General features: G+C 71.4%; 11 protein-coding genes. 8 read left to right on the top strand and 3 right to left on the bottom strand.

Annotated elements, in window-relative coordinates:
* Positions 1 to 5: 5 nt before the first annotated feature.
* Both ACH4K4_RS31815 and ACH4K4_RS31810 read right to left on the bottom strand, forming a co-directional pair.
* The gene (locus tag ACH4K4_RS31815) at positions 6 to 560 is read right to left on the bottom strand and encodes an isochorismatase family cysteine hydrolase (protein ID WP_398172052.1); all 555 of its coding nucleotides are present in this window, start codon (positions 558 to 560) and stop codon (positions 6 to 8) included.
* A 1-nt stretch (position 561) separates the two neighbouring features.
* Complete coding sequence (locus ACH4K4_RS31810) at positions 562 to 2040, bottom strand: aminotransferase class I/II-fold pyridoxal phosphate-dependent enzyme (RefSeq protein WP_398172050.1); 1479 nt, start codon at positions 2038 to 2040, stop codon at positions 562 to 564.
* Between the two features lie 338 nt (positions 2041 to 2378).
* On the opposite strand from ACH4K4_RS31810, the gene fdh reads away from it, so the two are divergent.
* From fdh to ACH4K4_RS31775, 7 genes are all read left to right on the top strand, one after another.
* Positions 2379 to 5627 (top strand): formate dehydrogenase, encoded by a 3249-nt coding sequence (gene fdh, locus ACH4K4_RS31805; protein WP_398172048.1) that lies wholly within the window; start codon positions 2379 to 2381, stop codon positions 5625 to 5627.
* The gene (locus tag ACH4K4_RS31800) at positions 5624 to 6559 is read left to right on the top strand and encodes a 4Fe-4S dicluster domain-containing protein (protein ID WP_398172046.1); all 936 of its coding nucleotides are present in this window, start codon (positions 5624 to 5626) and stop codon (positions 6557 to 6559) included. Before fdh ends, ACH4K4_RS31800 begins: the two co-directional genes overlap by 4 nt.
* Positions 6560 to 6645: 86 nt before the next feature.
* On the top strand, positions 6646 to 7608 hold the full coding sequence (gene nrfD / locus ACH4K4_RS31795) for an NrfD/PsrC family molybdoenzyme membrane anchor subunit (protein WP_398172044.1): 963 nt from the start codon (positions 6646 to 6648) through the stop codon (positions 7606 to 7608).
* Positions 7605 to 7979 (top strand): hypothetical protein, encoded by a 375-nt coding sequence (locus ACH4K4_RS31790; protein ID WP_398172042.1) that lies wholly within the window; start codon positions 7605 to 7607, stop codon positions 7977 to 7979. Before nrfD ends, ACH4K4_RS31790 begins: the two co-directional genes overlap by 4 nt.
* A 161-nt stretch (positions 7980 to 8140) precedes the next feature.
* On the top strand, positions 8141 to 8944 hold the full coding sequence (locus tag ACH4K4_RS31785; RefSeq protein WP_398172040.1) for an SAM-dependent methyltransferase: 804 nt from the start codon (positions 8141 to 8143) through the stop codon (positions 8942 to 8944).
* A gap of 62 nt (positions 8945 to 9006) precedes the next feature.
* The gene (locus tag ACH4K4_RS31780) at positions 9007 to 9426 is read left to right on the top strand and encodes a helix-turn-helix domain-containing protein (protein WP_398172038.1); all 420 of its coding nucleotides are present in this window, start codon (positions 9007 to 9009) and stop codon (positions 9424 to 9426) included.
* A gap of 10 nt (positions 9427 to 9436) precedes the next feature.
* A complete protein-coding gene (locus ACH4K4_RS31775; RefSeq protein ID WP_398172036.1) occupies positions 9437 to 9853 on the top strand; it encodes a VOC family protein in 417 nt (138 codons plus the stop codon).
* A gap of 93 nt (positions 9854 to 9946) precedes the next feature.
* On the opposite strand, the gene ACH4K4_RS31770 is transcribed toward ACH4K4_RS31775, so the two are convergent.
* Positions 9947 to 10447, bottom strand: coding sequence for a hypothetical protein (locus tag ACH4K4_RS31770; protein ID WP_398172034.1), 501 nt, complete (start codon positions 10445 to 10447; stop codon positions 9947 to 9949).
* 471 nt (positions 10448 to 10918) lie between these two features.
* Between ACH4K4_RS31770 and ACH4K4_RS31765 the strand changes: the two genes are divergently transcribed.
* Positions 10919 to 18352 (top strand): amino acid adenylation domain-containing protein (locus ACH4K4_RS31765; RefSeq protein WP_398172032.1); only part of this gene is annotated, 7434 nt, incomplete at its 3' end.

Genomic DNA, 18352 nt, shown 5'->3' with positions numbered 1-18352 from the left:
CACCGTCAGCCGAACAACCCCTCCGCCCTGGAGTCCGTCACATCGGCCCCCATGTTCCGCTCCATCATGCGCAGGGCGGCGTCGGCGAGATCGGCGTGGATGTGCGCCACCGCGTCGCGCGGCACGGTGACGTCGAGGTGGCGGATGTGGGCGTCGAGCGCCGAGTACAGGACGCACTGTTCGGTCACCTGGCCGCAGAGCACGATGCGGTGGATGCCGTGCTGGCCGAGCAGGTACTCAAGTGGCGTCTCGTAGAAGATGGAATGCCGGGCCTTGACCACGAACAGGGACGCGTCGTCGGGCCGGATCGGCTCCACCAGGTCGGCGTGCGGGCCGCGGAGCGCCGGGCTGAGGATCTCGTCGTGGTGCGAACGCCACCGGCCGAAGTTGTCGTTGACGTAGATGACTTCGATGCCCGAGTCGTCGGCGCGGGCCCGTTCGATCACCCTGAGGATGCCGGGCAGCGACGCGCGTACGGACGGCAGCAGCTGGTCGGCGTCCTCGTGTTCGTAGGTGTTGATCATGTCGATCACGACGACCGCCGTGCCGGCCGCACCCATGTCAGCGCGTCCCTTCGACGAGCACCCGGATCGTGCCCAGTTCCGGGTCGGCCGCGTCGGGCACGTTCATCCCGGCCCGCACGCCGCTCGTCAGGTACCGCACCACGGGCCCGTCGAGCCGTTCGCCGGGCAGCGCGGCGGGGATGCCCGGCGGATAGGGCGTCAGCATCTCGGCGGTGATCCGGCCGGCCGCCGCGCTCGCCGGTACGTCCTCGACCGGGCCGAAGTACGCGTCGCGCGGCAGGCAGACCTGCTCCAGGCGGAGTTCGTCCGGCGCCGGCACCTCGACCTCGGGGACCGGGCGCAGGTCCGGCGCGTGCCGCGACAGGTCGTGCAGGGCGTCCAGCAGCACGCCGGCGGTCTTGTCGTCGTCCGCGTGGGTGAGCTGGGCGCTGATCCTGCGGTGGTCGGCGAGGTGGGCGTCGACGGCGTGGTGTTCGCGCAGCCAGTCCGCTGCCCGGTAGCCGGACGTGCCCAGCCCGCTGACGTCGATCACCACGGGCAGCGGGTCGAAGTCGTGGGCCAGGCCGGGGCCGCAGAAGTCGGCCCGGTCGTTGACGTGCAGTCCGTCGATGTCTTCGATGGCGGCACGCACCCGCGCCGCCAGCTCCAGGGCCCGGCCGAGCAGGTCCCGGCCGTGCAGGGCCATCTGCCGCCGCCAGCCGTCGAGCCCCGCGTACAGCAGCACCGAGGGGCTGGTCGTGCCGAACAGGTCCGCGCGCGATTTCAGCACGGTCGGCCGGATCAGGTCGCCTTGGAGGTGGAACACGGAGCCCTGTTCCAAGCCGCTGCCCATCTTGTGGATGCTCGTCACGCAGACGTCGGCGCCGGCGTCCATCGCCCAGGACGGCAGGTCCGGGTGGAAGGGCAGGTGGGCTCCCCACGCCTCGTCCACAATCAGCGGGCGGGAGCGCCGGTGGCACACCTCGGCCAGCGCGCTCAGGTCGGCGCAGCCGCCGTACGGTGTCGGGCTGGTCACCAGCGCGCCGCGGGCATCGGGATGCTCCCCGAACGCCCGCTCGAAGGCCGCGGCCGACGGCGGATGGGCGATCCGGCGCTGCGCGTCCCACTGCGGGTCCAGCCAGACGGGCTCCACCCCGGACAGGATCAGGCCCGACACCACGGACTTGTGCGCGTCCCGGCCGACCAGCAGTTTCTCGTGCGGGCCCGCGACCGACAGCATCGCCGCCTTGACGGACAGGGAACTGCCGCACGTGGAGAAGAACGTGTGCGAGGCGTGCACCGCTTCGGCCATGAGCGCTTCGGCCCGCTCCAGCACCCGGCCCCGGCCGAGCCGGTCGTCCAGCCCGCCGGACGCGAGCAGATCGCTGTGGAAGACCGCGTCGCCCAGCACCTCGCGTACCTGCGGGTCGGCGCCGCGCGCCTGCTTGTGGCCGGGCGGTGTGAAGGACACTTCCTCGGCCCGCCGGTAGCGGGCCAACGCTTCCAGTACAGGGGCCTGGGTGTGATCGGCAGCCATGGGCGAGGGGTTCCCCGGGCCCGGACGGGTCAATCACCGCACCGTTCGATTGCGCCGGTGGCGCGCTCACCCGTACGGCACCGGGCAGGCGCGCCCCGGCGGTACGGGCCGGGCCGCGGGCTGGTGGATCTTTCCCTGCCCGGACGGGTTTTCGCCGCCCACCGCGGGGAACCCGCCCTCGCGCCGCCGGCCGGACACCGGCGGCACCGACGTGCCGCGCGCCGGTGCACCGCCGGCCGTCCCCGCTAGCAGCCGGGACGCCGACGGGCGAGCCTTGAGAAGGCACCCGCCCCCGGGGCCACCCGCCGTGGCAGACCGCAGACGCGCTGGAGGAGACGATGGGCGTGCGCAAACGGGTTCGCGACTGGCCCGTGTACCGGCAGCTGACCGGCGGCGATCCGCTGGGCCGTGGCCGCGCCGCGATGTCGCCGTACACCGAACGGCTGCGTCCGCGCACCGACGGCGCCGACCGGATGGTGCGCTCGGTCTGCCCGTACTGCGCGGTCGGCTGCGGCCAGCAGGTGTACGTCAAGGACGAGAAGGTCGTCCAGATCGAGGGCGACCCGGACTCGCCCGTCAGCCGGGGCCGGCTGTGCCCGAAGGGGGCGGCGACCCTCCAGCTCACCACCGGCCCGTCCCGCCGTCACCAGGTCCTCTACCGGCGCCCGTACGCCACCGACTGGGAGCCGCTGGACCTGGAGACGGCCATGGACATGGTCGCCGACCGGGTCGTCGAGACGCGCCGCCGCACCTGGGAGTGGGAGACCGCCGAAGGGCTCTACACGGCGCGCACCCTGGGCATCGCGAGCCTGGGCGGCGCCACTCTCGACAACGAGGAGAACTACCTGATCAAGAAGCTGCTGACCGGCCTCGGCGTGGTCCAGGTGGAGAACCAGGCCCGGGTCTGCCACAGCTCCACCGTCGCCGGTCTCGGTACCTCCTTCGGACGGGGCGGCGCGACCACCTTCATGCAGGACCTCCAGCACGCGGACTGCATCGTCATCCAGGGCTCCAACTTCGCCGAGGCCCACCCCGTCGGCTTCCAGTGGGTGATGGAGGCCAAGGCGCGCGGCGCCCGGGTCATCCACGTCGACCCGCGCTACACGCGTACCAGCGCCCTGGCCGACCTGCACGTACCCATCCGCGCCGGCAGCGACATCGCCTTCCTCGGCGGGATCGTCAACCATGTCCTGACCGAGGGGAAGGACTTCCGCGAGTACGTCCTGAACTACACCAACGCCGCCACGCTGGTCAGCGAGGAGTTCCGGGACACCGAGGACCTGGACGGCGTCTTCTCGGGCCTGGAGGAGGCCGAACACCACTACGACCCCATGAGCTGGCAGTACGAGGGTGTCGACGTCCAGGCCCCGTCGGGCGAGGTGGACGAGCAGTACGAGGCCCGCGTCCAGGAGGCCGGCGGCTCCGAGTCGCACGGCTCCGGCGGCCCGCCCGCCGGCCACCGGGCGCCGCGCGACGAGACGCTGCGGCACCCGCGCTGCGTCTACCAGATCCTCAAGCGCCATTACGCCCGCTACACCCCCGAGATGGTCGAGCGGATCTGCGGCGTACCGCAGGAGACGTTCCTGCGGGTGTGCGAGGACCTGACCGCCAACTCGGGCCGGGACCGCACCAGCGCCTTCGCCTACGCCGTGGGCTGGACCCAGCACTCGGTCGGCGCGCAGTACATCCGGGCCGCGAGCGTCCTGCAACTGCTCCTCGGCAACATCGGCCGCCCCGGCGGCGGCATCCAGGCCCTGCGCGGCCACGCCTCCATCCAGGGCTCCAGCGACATCCCCACCCTCTTCAACCTGCTGCCCGGCTACCTGCCGATGCCGCACGCCCACGCCCACGAAGACCTGGACACGTTCGTCGAGGCGATCCGTACCGACAAGGGCTTCTGGGGCGACATGCGCGCCTACTTCGTCAGCCTGCTCAAGGCGTACTACGGCGACGCGGCCACCGCCGGCAACGACTACTGCTTCGGCCACCTGCCCCGGCTGACCGGCGCGCACGCCACGTACGAGACCGTCATGGCGCAGCTCGACGGCGCCTGCAAGGGCTACTTCCTCATGGGGGAGAACCCCGCCGTGGGATCCGCCAACACCCGCCTCCAGCGCCTGGGCATGGCCAACCTGGAATGGCTGGTCGTACGGGACTTCTCGCTCATCGAGTCGGCGACCTGGTGGCAGGACGGCCCGGAGATCGAGACCGGCGAACTGCGGACCGAGGACATCGGTACCGAGGTGTTCTTCTTCCCGGCCGCCTCACACACCGAGAAGTCCGGCTCCTTCACCAACACCAACCGCTGGGTGCAGTGGCACCACACGGCCGTCGAACCCGAGGGCGACGCACGCAGCGACCTGTGGTTCATGTACCACCTCGGCCGCCGCATCAAGGCGAAACTGGCCGCCTCCACCGACCCCATGGACCGGCCCGTACAGGACCTGACCTGGGACTACCCGGTGCAGGGGCCGCTGGAGGAGCCGGTCGCCGACGCAGTCCTCGCCGAGATCAACGGGCACGGCCCGGACGGCGCCCCGCTGTCCGCGTACACCGAGCTCAAGGACGACGGCTCCACCAGGTGCGGCTGCTGGATCTACTGCGGCGTGTACGCGGACGGCGTCAACCAGGCGGCCCGCAGGAAGCCGCACACCGAACAGGACTGGGTGGCCAAGGAATGGGCCTGGGCCTGGCCCGCCAACCGCCGCATCCTCTACAACCGCGCCTCGGCCGCCCCGGACGGCACACCGTGGAGCGAACGCAAGGCGTACGTGTGGTGGGACGAGGCCGAGGGCAAGTGGACCGGCCACGACGTACCGGACTTCGTCCCCGACCGCGCCCCGGACTACGAACCCCCCGACGGCGCGAGCGGCCCCGACGCGCTGCGCGGCGACGACCCGTTCATCATGCAGGCGGACGGCAAAGGCTGGCTGTACGCGCCTGCCGGCCTGGTGGACGGGCCGCTGCCCACCCACTACGAGCCGCAGGACTCCCCGTTCGGCAACGCCCTGTACCCGTCCACCCCGCGCTCGCCGGTCCGCCGCATCCACCCGCGCGAGGGCAACCGCTACCACCCGAGCGGCGACGAACCGGGCGCCGACGTCTACCCGTACGTCGTCACCACCCACCGGCTCACCGAGCACTTCACCGCGGGCGGTATGAGCCGCTGGTCGCCCTACCTCGCCGAACTCCAGCCGGAGTTCTTCTGCGAAATCTCCCCGCAGCTCGCCGCCGAACGCGGCCTGGAGCACATGGGCTGGGCCACCATCATCACCGCGCGCAACGCCGTCGAGGCCCGGGTCATGGTGACGGAACGGATCAAACCCCTGACCGTGCAGGGCCGCACGGTCCACCAGATCGGCCTGCCCTTCCACTGGGGACCCAACGGCGTGGTGACCGGCGACGCCGCCAACGAACTCGTCGCCATCGCCCTCGACCCCAACGCCCACATCCAGGAGGACAAGGCGCTGACCGCCGACATCCGGCCGGGCCGCCGGCCACGCGGCCCCGACCTGCCCCAGCTGGTCGCCGCCTACCGCGAACGCGCCGGCATCGACGAGACCACGGGAACGGAGACCCGCGCATGACGGACCACCTGCTCAGCGGCGTCGAACCGGACCCGGCAGGCGACGCGGGCCACCCCGACGCGCCGCCCCGCGCCGGCTTCTTCACCGACACGTCCGTGTGCATCGGCTGCAAGGCGTGCGAGGTCGCGTGCAAGGAGTGGAACGCGATCCCGGAAGACGGGCTGGCCCTCACCGGGATGAGCTATGACAACACGCAGGGCCTCGGCGCCTCGACCTGGCGGCACGTGGCGTTCGTCGAACAGCCGCGGCCGGCTCCCGAGGGGCGAACGGAACTGCCGCTCGCGGACGCGCGGGACGGCACCGGTGCTGCCGGCGGCTCCGGCGGTGACCTCCGCTGGCTGATGTCCTCCGACGTCTGCAAGCACTGCACCCACGCCGCGTGCCTGGACGTCTGCCCCACCGGCTCGCTCTTCCGCACCGAGTTCGGCACCGTCGTCGTCCAGGAGGACATCTGCAACGGCTGCGGCTACTGCGTCCCCGCCTGCCCGTACGGCGTCATCGAGCAGCGCCCCGCCGACGGCCGCGCCTTCAAGTGCACGATGTGCTACGACCGGCTCGGCGCCGGGCAGGAACCCGCCTGCGCCAAGGCGTGCCCGACCGAGTCCATCCAGTACGGCCCCCTGGACGAACTCCGCGAACGGGCGGCGCTCCGCGTCGAGCAGCTCCACGAGGCGGGCGTCACCGACGCGCGGCTGTACGGGCACGAGCCGACGGACGGCGTCGGCGGCGACGGCGCCTTCTTCCTGCTCCTGGACGAACCCGAGGTGTACGGGCTGCCCCCGGACCCCGTCGTCACCACCCGCGACCTGCCCGCCATGTGGAAGCACGCGGGCGCCGCGGCGCTCTCGCTGGCCGGCGGCCTCGCGCTGTCGTTCGCCGCGGCCGCGCTGGCGCGCCCGGCCAGGCCGACCGGACGGAAGGGGTGGCGATGAACGGCTCCGATGCGGAGCGGGGGCCCCGTGGCTCGCGCGCGTCGCGTGGCGCACATGGCTTCAGGGGCTCGCGGGGTGAGCAACTCATGTCGCCGCCCGCCGACTTCGCCTCGTACTACGGCAGGCCGGTCATCAAGGCACCCGCCTGGCGCGCAAGGGACATCGCCGGGTACTTCTTCCTGGGCGGCCTCGCCGGAGCCGGATCGGTCCTGGCGGCGGGTGCCCACGCGACGGGCCGCACCACCACCGCCACCGCGATGAAGATCTCCTCCCTAGCGGCGGTCTCCCTGTCCACCGCCGCGCTCGTCAACGACCTCGGCAGACCGGAGCGGTTCGGCAACATGCTGCGGGTCCTCAAGCCGACCTCGCCGATGAGCGTCGGCTCCTGGCTACTGGCCGGATACGGGCCCGCGGCGGGCGCCGCGGCCGCCTCCGCGGTCACCGGCCGGCTGCCCAGGGCGGGAGCGGCGGCCACCGGCGCCGCCGCGCTCCTCGGGCCTGCCGTCGCCTCGTACACCGCGGTCCTCGCCGCGGACACCGCGGTCCCCGCCTGGCACGGAGCCCACCGCGAACTCCCCTACCTGTTCGCGGCCTCCGCGACGGCGGCCGCCTCCGGGATGGCCCTCGTCGTCGGCCCCACCAGGGAAACCGGGCCGGCGCGCTGCGCCGCCGTCCTGGCCACGGTCGCCGAGAGCGCCGTGACCAAGGCCGCCGAACGGCGCCTGGGCATGGTCGCGGAGACCTACCGCGAGGGCCGCGCCGGACGGCTGCTCCGCGCGGCGAGCGCGCTCACCGCGATCGGTGCCGCCGGCGGGGCGCTGTCCGGGGGCCGCTCACGCCCGCTGGCCGCCGCGAGCGGGCTGGCCCTGCTCGCCGGCTCCGCGTGCACCCGCTTCGGGGTCTTCGCGGCCGGCATCGCCTCCGCCGAGGACCCCAAGTACACCGTCGTACCCCAACGGGCGGCCAAGGAGGCCCGCCGCACCCACCCGCCGGACCCCGGCACCCCGACCACCCCATCGCACAGCGCGGAGAGGACACAGCCCAGATGAACCGCACACCCCACAACGACGAGCCGGCGCAAGTGGTGCTCAGCGCCCAGTCCCCGGCCGACGCCGAGGCCGTGTTCAGCACGCTGCGGGCCTGCTTCGCGTCCGACCGCGCGGACGGCGACACCCCGCACGACCAGCCGAAACAGGCGGGGCACCCGACCGTCTGGACCGAGACCTTCGAGACCTCCGAAGTACGCGGCGAGACCGGCGCCGCGTCACTGTCCGCCTCCGTCACCGCGAACCTCCAGGGCAGCCACCTGGCGGTCGACCGGCTGCGGGAGGTGCTGACCAGCGCGTTCTCCGTCCATTCGGAAGGCGCGGTGTCGGGCGACCAGGAAGTCGAACTGCAACTGGTGCTGGAAAGCGGCTGACCGCCCGCCGGAACGCCGCTTGCCGCGGACCCGTCCCCGGCCCGCGGCAAGCAGCGTTCCCGTAAGCCGGGGGCGTGCGATCAGAGTTGATCGGATACCGCTTAGAATCCCTCTGAAACCGGACCATCGCGGTACCGGTACGACCGGAGGGGGCAAGGGAGTTGGAACAGGGCTACCCGGTGGACCGGATCGACACCGGTACGGCGCACTCGGCACGCGTGTACGACTACATCCTCGGCGGCAAGGACCATTACGCCGTGGACCGCGAGGCCGGCGACGCAATGTGCCGGGAGTGGCCCGCGCTGCCCGTCCACATGCGGGCCAACCGCAAGTTCATGCACCGCGCGGCCCGGTACCTGGCCCGCGAGGAAGGCGTCGGGCAGTTCCTGGACATCGGCACCGGCCTCCCCACCTCCCCGAACCTGCACGAAGTGGTCCAGCAGGCCCGCCCCGACGCACGGGCCGTGTACGTCGACAACGACCCGATCGTGCTGACCCACGCGCGGGCGCTGCTGACCGGCTCCGCCCAGGGCCGGACCGCCTACGTCGACGCCGACATGCGCGACCCCGAGGCCATCATCGGCTCCGAGCAGTTCCAGGAGCTGCTGGACCTGCGGCAGCCGGTCGGCCTGATGATCATCGGAATCCTCCACTTCATCCTCCCGCCCGACGACCACAGCCTGGTGCGCCGCCTCCTGGAGCCGCTGCCGGCGGGCAGCTTCGTGGCCATGACCATCGGAACCGCCGACTTCGCGCCGCGCGAGGTCGGCCGGGTCGCCGACGAGTACGCGCTCCGGGGCATGCCCATGAAGCTGCGCACCCGGGCCGAGGCCGAAGCGCTCTTCGACGGGCTGGAACTGGTGGACCCCGGGCTGACCCAGGTCCACCACTGGCGGCCCGACGCGGACCAGGAGCAGGTCGAGGACCGCGACATCGCCATGTACGGCGGAGTCGCCCGCAAGTAGTGCCCCCCGAGTAGTGCCGTCCGCAGGTAGTGCCGCCCTGCCGGGTATGGGATCGTGATCACGTGAGACTGGAGGACCTCGTCCGGCTGCGCCGGACCCGCGACCAGATGGACCGCGACTACGCGCAGCCGCTCGACGTCCCGGCGCTGGCGCGCACCGCCCTCATGTCGCCGGGCCACTTCTCCCGCAGCTTCCGCGAAGCCTTCGGGGAGACGCCGTACAGCTACCTGATGACGCGCCGGATCGAGCGGGCCAAGGCGCTGCTGCGGCGGGGCGACCTGTCGGTGACGGAGGTCTGCTTCGAGGTCGGCTGTACCTCACTGGGCTCGTTCAGCTCGCGGTTCACCGAGCTGGTCGGCGAGACACCCAGCGCGTACCGGGCCCGCAGCCACGACGAGAGCGCCGCCATCCCGCCCTGCATCGCCAAGATCCACACGCGACCGGTCAGGAATGGAGAAGCCGGACCCGGCCGGCGTCCGTAGCGTTGTCCCCATGAACATCAACCTTTCCGCTTGCTTCATCGCCGTCGACGACCACGACAAGGCGCTCGCCTTCTACCGGGACGTTCTCGGATTCGAGGTGCGCAACGACGTCGCGTTCGAGGGAATGCGCTGGGTGACCGTCGGCTCGCCCACCCAGCCCGACGTGGACATCGTCCTCGAACCGCCCCTCGCGGACCCGAACGCCTCGCCCGCCGACCGGCAGGCCATGGCGGAACTGCTGGCCAAGGGCATGCTGCGCGGCGTCATCTTCCAGACCGACGACTGCGACGCCACCTTCGAACGCATCCGCGCCGCCGGCGGCGAGGTGCTGCAGGAGCCGGTCGACCAGCCGTACGGCGTGCGCGACTGCGCCTTCCGCGACCCCTCCGGCAACATGCTGCGCTTCAACCAGCCCCGCAAGCACTGAACCCCGGCCCCGCGAACGGGGCGCCCCGGCGCCCGGCCCGCGATCACAAGACCGCCCTGTGCCGTCCGTGACCGCGAGCCGGGCCAGGGAGAGTCAGCAGCGGCGCCAGCTGCCGGGCCAGCTGCCGTTGCCCCTGGGCCGCCACCAGCAGCGGTTGTCCGTGCCGATCGTCGCGACGCCGGTGGGGCTCGTGGCGTAGGCGCCGTTCGGGGCGGTCTTGCGTGCCTTGCCGCCGAGCGGCTTCCAACCGCCGCTGCCGCGCCAGGCGTGGAAGACGGAATAGTTGGTGCCGACGACGAAGTACTCGTGGTTGCCGCCGCCCCAGTCGTAGTAGAAGTAATCGAATCCGCAGACGCGCTTGCCGGCGTAGCCGTGCACCTTGATGGGGCACGACGACGCGGCAGCGCTGTCCGTGCTTCCGGCCTTCGCCTTGTCACCGGGCACGTGGACGACGGAGAGCGGCTTCTTCCCGGTGGCACTGGGCGCGGTGGTCGGCGCCGCGGTTGCGGTATTCGGCACCGCCATCAGGCACGCACCGGCAGTAGCAGTGGCCGTGGCCAGCGCTGCCAGCGTTCTCATCGGACGTACGCTCATTCTCGCACTCCTTTATCGGGGAGTCTGCGCCGATTCGGTTGCGAGGACAGTAACGGGACCCGCGCAGTCAGGCCGTCCCACCAGAGCCGCAATTTCCGCAGAAACCTCAGCGGTACGTGCCGAAGCCCGTAAACCTACGGCGTAGGGAACATTCGCGTCCGCCATACCTCATACCGCCGGAGACTGACAAGGGCGGTCGCGGACCGCCCCGGGCCTCGGCCCGCCGACCGGCCGAAGGTCCGGTGCGGTCCGGTGCGGTCCGGTGCGCTGTCCAAAGGGTCAGGCAGCCGGTTGGACGGGTGTCGTACCGATTCCGTCGGCGCGTTGAATACAGGGTGTCTGTCCAAGTGGTGACGTTTGACCCCGCTCACCCAGGCGCGCAGGGTGGAAGACATCGACGGCGAATTCGTCGGGCTGTCACAGAATTCCGAAGTGCTTGGTGAGCTGCGGGCTGCCCGCGAAGGGGGAAGCATGAACGGTCGGACGAATCCCACTCTGCCCCTGTTCGCAAGCCAGGAGGGGATTCGGTCGGCTCAACGTGGGGACCCCGCACCTCGCGCGTACGACATCAGGCAGTACATCGAAATCTCCGGCCCCCTGGACACAACCGTCTTCGAACGGGCATTGCGGCAAGCGATAGCCGAAACCGAAATACTGCGGATGCGAATCACGGAACGCGGTCAGAGCCCTGCCCAGGTGATCGCTCGTGAACCGGTATCGGAATGGAGCCTGCCGCGTATCGACCTCCAAGCCGAAAGTGATCCGAGGCAAGCCGCCTTGGCGCGAATGCAGGCCGAGGCGAGCGTGCTGGGCACCGATTCGCATGTCCTCTTCGCTTTGGGGCCCGGCCGTCACATCTGGTATCAGCGGTACCACCGGCTGCTGATGGACCATTCCGGGGCGGTGCTGCTGGCGCGCCGGGTCGCGTCCCTTTATGGAGCGATGTCACGCGACGCACCCTACGGTTCTCCCGAATACGCTCCACTCGAAGAACTGTTGAGGCAGGAAGCGGCCTACCGGTCATCGGAACAGTACACAGACGACCGCCAGTACTGGCTCGACCGCTTCGCGGACCGCCCCGCCCCGGCCCAGGCCCCTGGGCAATGCCTGCCGGAGGCCGAAGCCGACCTGAGCGAGAGTGACTGCCTCCTCCCGGAAACCGGCGCCGCTCTGCGAGCCGCGGTAGCTCGCACCGGGGCGAGCCGGCGCGCTTTCGCCGTCGCCGCCCTGGCCGCCACCTTGTGCCGGACGACCGGGGCGGACGAGGCGATCCTGGGCATCCCCACCGACGGCCGCGCCAGCGCGTCGGCCCGGCGTACACCGTGCCCGATGGCGAACGTGCTGCCGCTACGACTGCCCGTACCGCCCGGTCTCGGCTTCGCCGAGCTGGCCCGGCGGGCCGACGAGGAGATCGGCGACCTGCTGGATCACCGGCGTTTCCGCGGCGAATGGCTGCGCCGCGACCTCGACTGGCCGGCGGACCGCAGGCAGTTCGGCCCGCTGGTGAGCGTCACACCGGCCGGCAGGCCGCTGCGATTCGGTACGCACCCGGGGCTACTGCGGGAATTGCCCACACGGCCCGTCGAGGACCTCTCCGTGCGGATGCACGGGCCTTCGGCGTCGGACGGCGGCCGTATCCGGGTCAGCCTCGAAGCCGACCCCGGCCGCTACGACCACGCGTGGGCCCGAGCAACCCACCGTTCCCTCGTGAACTTCCTGGAACGGGCCGTCGCAGACCCCATGACCCCGGTGGGCCGGATCGACGTACTGGATGCGCGGGAGCGTGGGGCGGTGGTGGTGTCTGGTTGGAGTGCTACTGCGAAGGGGGAGGGGGAGGGGGCGTCGTGTTCCTCGGTGCCTGAGCTGATTTCGCGGCGGGTGGAGGATGCGCCCGGTGCGGTGGCGGTGACGGATGGCCGGCGTTCTTTGACGTATGGGGAGTTGTGGGCGGCGTCGGGTCGGTTGGCCGGCTATTTGGCTGGTGTGGGCGTGGGGCGTGGTGACCGGGTTGCGGTGGTGATGGAGCGGTCGGTTGAGTTGGTGGTGGCGCTGCTGGCGGTGTGGAGGGCGGGGGCTGCTTACGTTCCGGTGGATGTGGGGTATCCGGTGGAGCGGGTGGGGTTTGTGCTGGCCGATGCGGAGCCGGTGGCGGTGGTGTGTACGGGGGCGACGCGGGCGATTGTTCCGGTGGGGGCGTCGGGGCGGCTTGTGGTGGTGGATGACTCGCGGGTGGCGGCGGAGGTGGCTGTCTGTCCGGTGGCGGAGCCGGTGCTTTTGGGTGGGGAGGATTTGGCGTATGTGATGTATACGTCTGGGTCGTCGGGGGTGCCGAAGGGGGTGATGGTGCCGCACGGCAGTGTGGTGGCTTTGGTGGGTGAGCGTGGTTGGGGTGTGGGGTCGGGGGATGCGGTGTTGTTGCATGCGCGGCATGCTTTTGACGTTTCTTTGTTTGAGGTGTGGGTGCCGTTGGCTGTGGGTGGGTGTGTGGTGGTTGCTGGTGTGGGGTTGGTGGGTGCGGGGCGGATTCGGGCGGTGGTGGGGGCTGGGGTGTCGGCGGTGCATGTGACGGCGGGGTTGTTTCGGGTGTTGGCGGAGGAGTCGCCGGGGTGTTTTGCGGGTTTGCGTGAGGTGTTGACGGGTGGGGATGTGGTGCCGGTTGGTGCGGTGGCGCGGGTGCGGGGGGCGTGTCCGGGGGTGGTTGTCCGGCATTTGTACGGGCCGACCGAGGGCACGTTGTGTGTGTTGTGGCATGTGTTGCGGCCGGGGGATGAGTTGGGTGGGGTGTTGCCGTTGGGTCGTCCGTTGGCGGGGCGCCGGGTGTATGTCCTGGATGCGTTTCTTCGGCCCGTTCCGCCGGGGGTGACGGGTGAGTTGTATATCGCGGGTGCCGGTTTGGCGCGGGGCTATCTGGATCGCCCGGGGTTGTCGGCCGAGCGGTTCGTGGCCTGCCCGTTCGGTGCTTTTGGTGGGCGGATGTATCGGACCGGGGATCTGGTGCGCTGGACCGGTGACGGTGAGTTGGTCTTTGTCGGCCGCGCGGACGAGCAGGTGAAGATCCGTGGTTATCGCGTGGAGCCGGGGGAGGTGGAAGCGGTCCTGGCCGGACACCCGTCGGTCGGGCAGGCCGTCGTGGTGGCGAGCGGGGGACGCGGCGGCGAGCGCCGCCTGATCGGTTACGTGGTCCCGGACACCGCCGCACGCGAGCGGGACGAGAGGGCGGAACAGGAACAGATCGGTGAATGGCACCGGCTGTACGACTCGGTATACAGCACCATGCGCGCCACCGCCTTCGGGGAGGACTTCACCGGCTGGAACAGCAGTTACGACGGCCGGCCGATCCCGCTGCCGCAGATGCGTGACTGGCGTGCGCACACCGTGGAGCGGATCCGGGCACTGCGCCCGCGCCGGGTCCTGGAAGTCGGGATGGGGGCTGGCCTCCTGCTGTCCCAGCTGGCTCCGGAGTGCTCCGTCTACTGGGGCACGGACTTCTCGGCCCCCGTCGTCGAGCGGTTGCAGCGGCAGGTGGACCGCCTCCCCGAGCTGGCCGGGCGCGTCGAACTGCGTGTCATGGCGGCCCATGAGACCGACGGGCTGCCGGAAGGTTTCTTCGACACGATCGTCCTCAACTCCGTCGCACAGTTCTTTCCCGGTCCGGCGTACCTCCAGGACGTGTTGGAGCGGCTGGTCCGGCTACTGGCCCCGGGTGGAGCGCTGTTCGTCGGCGACGTCCGCAACCGGCGTCTGCACCGGGCTTTGAACACCGCGGTCGAGGCGGGCCGCGCCGCGGACCCCGGCGATCTGGCCGCGCTGCGCCGCGCCGTGGAGCGCAGCGTGGTGTTGGAGAAGGAACTGCTGGTCGACCCGGAATTCTTCGTCGCGCTGGCCGGACGGCTGACGGGCATCGCCGGAACGGATATCCGCATCAAACGGGGGTGGCACCACAACGAGCTGACCCGGTACCGGTACGACGTGACGCTGCACAAGGCAGGGGCCGCGGTCCTGCCGGTGTCCGACGCGCCCCGGTACGCCTGGACGGGGAGGAGCGGCGAACTCGCGGTGCTCGCGGAACGCCTCGGCGGCGGACGGCCCGACCGGTTGCGGCTGACTGGGGTGCCCAACAGCCGGACGGCGCACGAGGTCGCCTTGGCCGCCACCGTACGCGGCGACGGCCCCGTGGAGAGCCCGCAGGCCCGCCCGGGTGGCTCGGGTGGCTCGGGCGGCTCGCGGAACGGTAACGGGCTGCCGGGCGGAGCGGGCAGGCCGGTGGCGTCCGTCGAGGCCGAAGACTTCCACGAGCTGGGTGAACGGTTGGGCTATTGGGTGGGAGTCACCTGGTCCGCCGAGGCTCCCGACGCCGTGGACGTCGTCTTCGTCCGGTCGGACCTGGCCGCCTCCGCCGCCCCCGTGGACCTCTACGAGCCCGCCGTACCCGGCCAGGTGCGGCCCGTACCCGGCGGCACGGCAACCGTACTGTCGGAGTGGGCCAACGACCCTGCGGCGAGCCGCGGCACCGGCGAGGTGCTCGCCGCGCTGCACGCGCACCTCGCCGGAAGGCTGCCGGAGTACATGGTTCCCGCGGCGCTGGTGCCGTTGGACCGGCTGCCGCTCACCGCGCACGGCAAGGTCGACCGCAGAGCCCTGCCCGAGCCCGACTTCGCCGGCCGGTCCACCGGCCGGGCGCCGCGTACGGCGGCCGAAGAGGTCCTGTGCGCGCTGTTCGCCGAGGTGCTGGGGCTGGCACACGTCGGGGCCGAGGACAGCTTCTTCGAACTGGGCGGCGACTCCATCATCGTGGTCCAACTGGCGTCACGGGCCCGCCGCGCCGGGCTCCCACTGACGCTCCAGCAGGTCTTCGAGCTCAGGACGCCCGAACGGCTGGCGGAGGCGGCCGGAGCCGCGGAACTCGCCTCGCACGCGGCTGAGGACACGGGCGGCCGCATCCCCTGGACACCCTTCATGCGGTCACGGGACGAGCGGGGGCCTCGTGATCGTTTCGCACAGTGGGTGGTTGTCGGCACTCCGGCAGCCTGGACAGGGGAAGCGCTGCTGGCTGGACTCGCCGCAGTACTGGAGACACACGAGATCCTGCGGTCACGGGCGGTGCCGGGGGAGCAGGCGCTGACCGTGGACGGAGGCGGCACGCCGGGCGCGGCGGCCTTGCTGACGCGGATCGACGCGCGCGATGTCGCGGCCGACGCTCTGGACGACACAGCGGACCGGGCCGCGCGCGAGGCCGCAGACCGGTTGGCTCCGGCTGCGGGGATCATGGTGCAGGCCGTATGGCTGGACACCGGACCCGACCGGGACGGCCGACTCGCTATGGTCGCTCATCACCTGGTGGTGGACGAGGCCTCCTGGCACATCCTCGTACCGGACCTGAAGGCTGCCTGCGAGGCCGCGGCGGCCGGCCGGAGCCCGGCACTCGACCCGGTGGGCACGTCCTTCCGGCGGTGGGCCGGCCTGCTGGCCGCACAGGCAACGCACGAGAGCCGCATCAAGGAGCTGGCCGACTGGACGGCGCTGCTGGACGGCGCTGCGCGGCTGCCAGGCACACCGGCCGGAGCACGTCGGCACACGGTGGTCGCGCAGCGGAAGACCTGGACGGTGGCAGCGCACCGGACGAAGGCGCTGACGGACCGGACGCCGGCGGCCTTCCACTGCGGTGTGCGCGAGGTGCTGCTTGCCGCCCTGGCGGGCGCACTCACCCGCCAGTGGTCGGACCCCGCCCCCGAAATCCTCCTGGACGTCGAAGGGCATGGCCGTGAGCCGTACGAAGGGGCGGACCTGTCACGGACCGTGGGCCGGTTCACCGAAGTGCACCCGGTCAGGCTGTGCGCGGACGGTATCGAACTGGACGAGGCCCTGGCCGGCGGCCCGGCAGCCGGCGAACTGCTGAAGACCGTCAAGGAGCAAGTGCGGGCGGTGCCGGGCGACGGACTGGGCTACGGGCTGCTGCGTCACCACAACCCGGGTACGGGACGAGTGCTCGCGGAGCACCCGGCAGCACAGGTCCTCTTCCGCCACTTGGACCGGCGCGCCGACGGCGGCATTCCCAACGCCCTGGCCGCAGCCCGGGAACCGGCCGGAAGCACCGCGGCCGGCGAAGCCGTCACCCCGGACACGACCACCCCTTACGCACTGGAAGCGGAGGCCGTGACCAGGGACACTCCGGACGGCCCGGAACTGAGTCTCGCACTGCGCTGGCCCGAAGGGACGCTGGACGAAGCCACGGCGGAGGCGCTCGGCCGGTCCTGGCTGGAGCTGCTCGACGGCCTGGCCGAACACACCGGCGCCCCTGGCGCGGGCGGACACGTGCCCACCGATTTCCCGCTCCTGGACCTGACACGGCAGGACGTTGCGGAGCTGACGGCGGCGGTGCCGGGGCCGGCGGACATATGGCCGCTGTCGCCCTTGCAGAAAGGGCTGCTGTTCCAGTCCGCATTCGACGAGCAGGGTCCCGACGTCTACGACGTGTGGTGGTCGCTGACGCTGAACGGTCCACTGGACACCGGCCGGCTACGGGCATCCTGGCAGGCCCTGATGGCCCGTCACGCCGCACTGCGGGCGAGCTTCCACCGCAGCGCGTCCGGAGAGGCCGTACAGGTCGTCGCACGAGAAGTGGTACTCCCTTGGCGAGAGGCGGACGTCTCCCGCCTGTCCGGGGACACGGCATCGGCCGCGGTAGAGGAGCTGATCGACCGCGAACGGCAGGCACGGATCGACCTGACCAAGGCTCCGCTGTGGGGACTGCTGCTGATCCGGCTGGGCGACGAACGGCACCGGCTCATCGTCCACAGCCACCACATCCTCACCGACGGCTGGTCCCTTTCGGTCCTGCACCGGGAACTCTTCGAGATCTACGCGGCGGGAGGCGACGATTCGGAGCTGCCGCGGACGGCTTCATACCGGGAGTATCTGGCATGGCTGGGCCAGCAGGACCAGCAGGCCGCCCAGGATGCCTGGCGGGCGGAGCTGGCCGGAACCGAGGAACCGACACTGGTGGCACCTACCGCACCGGCGCGAGGCCCGGCAGTCCCCGAACGCCTCCACGCCGATGTGCCGGAAGAAGTGACCCGCGCACTGGCGGAACTGGCCCGCACGCACGGCCTGACCCCCAACACCGTGCTCCAGGGCGCGTGGGCGCTGGTGCTGGCGCGGCTGACCGGCCGTACGGACGTGGTGTTCGGCGCGACCGTAGCAGGCCGCCCACCCGAACTGCCCGACGTGGAGAGCATGGTGGGCCTGTTCATCAACACGCTGCCGGTACGCGTGCGGTTGGACGGCGCGCAGCCGGTGCGGGACCTGCTCCAGGACTTGCAGAGGCGACAAGCCGCCTTGTTGCCCCACCAGCACCTGGGCCTGCCCGAACTGCAGAAACTCGGTGGCCCCGGCGCGCGTTTCGACACGCTCATGGTCTACCAGAACTACCCGGGTTGGACGTCACTGCCGGACGGCCTCGGCGGCCTCTCGGCCAGCGCCTCGGACTGGGCGGACGTCAGCCACTACCCACTGGGCCTGAGCGTTGTCCCCGGTGACCGTATGACCTGCAAGCTCGACTACCGGCCGGACGTGTACGACCGTGCTTTCGCCGGCTCGCTCCTGGAACGGTTGGTGCGGGTACTGGAGCAGATCGCGGCGGACCCGGCGGTGCGTGTGGGCCGGGTGGGTTTGCTGGGTGTCGGCGAGCAGGCGCGGGTGGTGGAGGCGGGAAGCGGCGCGACGAGGCCGGTGTCGGCGGTCTCGGTGCCTGAGCTGATCGCTGCCCAGGTGGCCTGTAGGCCGGATGCGGTGGCGGTTTCGGGTGCGGGAACGTCTCTGTCGTATGGGGAGTTGTGGGCGGCGTCGGGTCGGTTGGCCGGCTATTTGTCTGGTGTGGGTGTGGGGCGTGGTGGTCGGGTTGCGGTG

Origin of the sequence: Streptomyces sp. NPDC017529 (assembly GCF_044329785.1) — a bacterium.
Taxonomy (GTDB): Bacteria; Actinomycetota; Actinomycetes; order Streptomycetales; family Streptomycetaceae; genus Streptomyces.
This window is presented reverse-complemented; position numbering and strand designations above follow the sequence as displayed.

Excerpts from the sequence above, each read along its gene's own strand:
- ACH4K4_RS31790 (WP_398172042.1), top strand. The coding sequence starts at position 7,605 with ATGAACCGCACACCCCACAACGACGAGCCGGCGCAAGTGGTGCTCAGC.
- ACH4K4_RS31810 (WP_398172050.1), bottom strand. The coding sequence starts at position 2,040 with ATGGCTGCCGATCACACCCAGGCCCCTGTACTGGAAGCGTTGGCCCGC.
- ACH4K4_RS31775 (WP_398172036.1), top strand. The coding sequence starts at position 9,437 with ATGAACATCAACCTTTCCGCTTGCTTCATCGCCGTCGACGACCACGAC.
- ACH4K4_RS31815 (WP_398172052.1), bottom strand. The coding sequence starts at position 560 with ATGGGTGCGGCCGGCACGGCGGTCGTCGTGATCGACATGATCAACACC.
- ACH4K4_RS31770 (WP_398172034.1), bottom strand. The coding sequence starts at position 10,447 with ATGAGCGTACGTCCGATGAGAACGCTGGCAGCGCTGGCCACGGCCACT.
- ACH4K4_RS31800 (WP_398172046.1), top strand. The coding sequence starts at position 5,624 with ATGACGGACCACCTGCTCAGCGGCGTCGAACCGGACCCGGCAGGCGAC.
- nrfD (WP_398172044.1), top strand. The coding sequence starts at position 6,646 with ATGTCGCCGCCCGCCGACTTCGCCTCGTACTACGGCAGGCCGGTCATC.
- fdh (WP_398172048.1), top strand. The coding sequence starts at position 2,379 with ATGGGCGTGCGCAAACGGGTTCGCGACTGGCCCGTGTACCGGCAGCTG.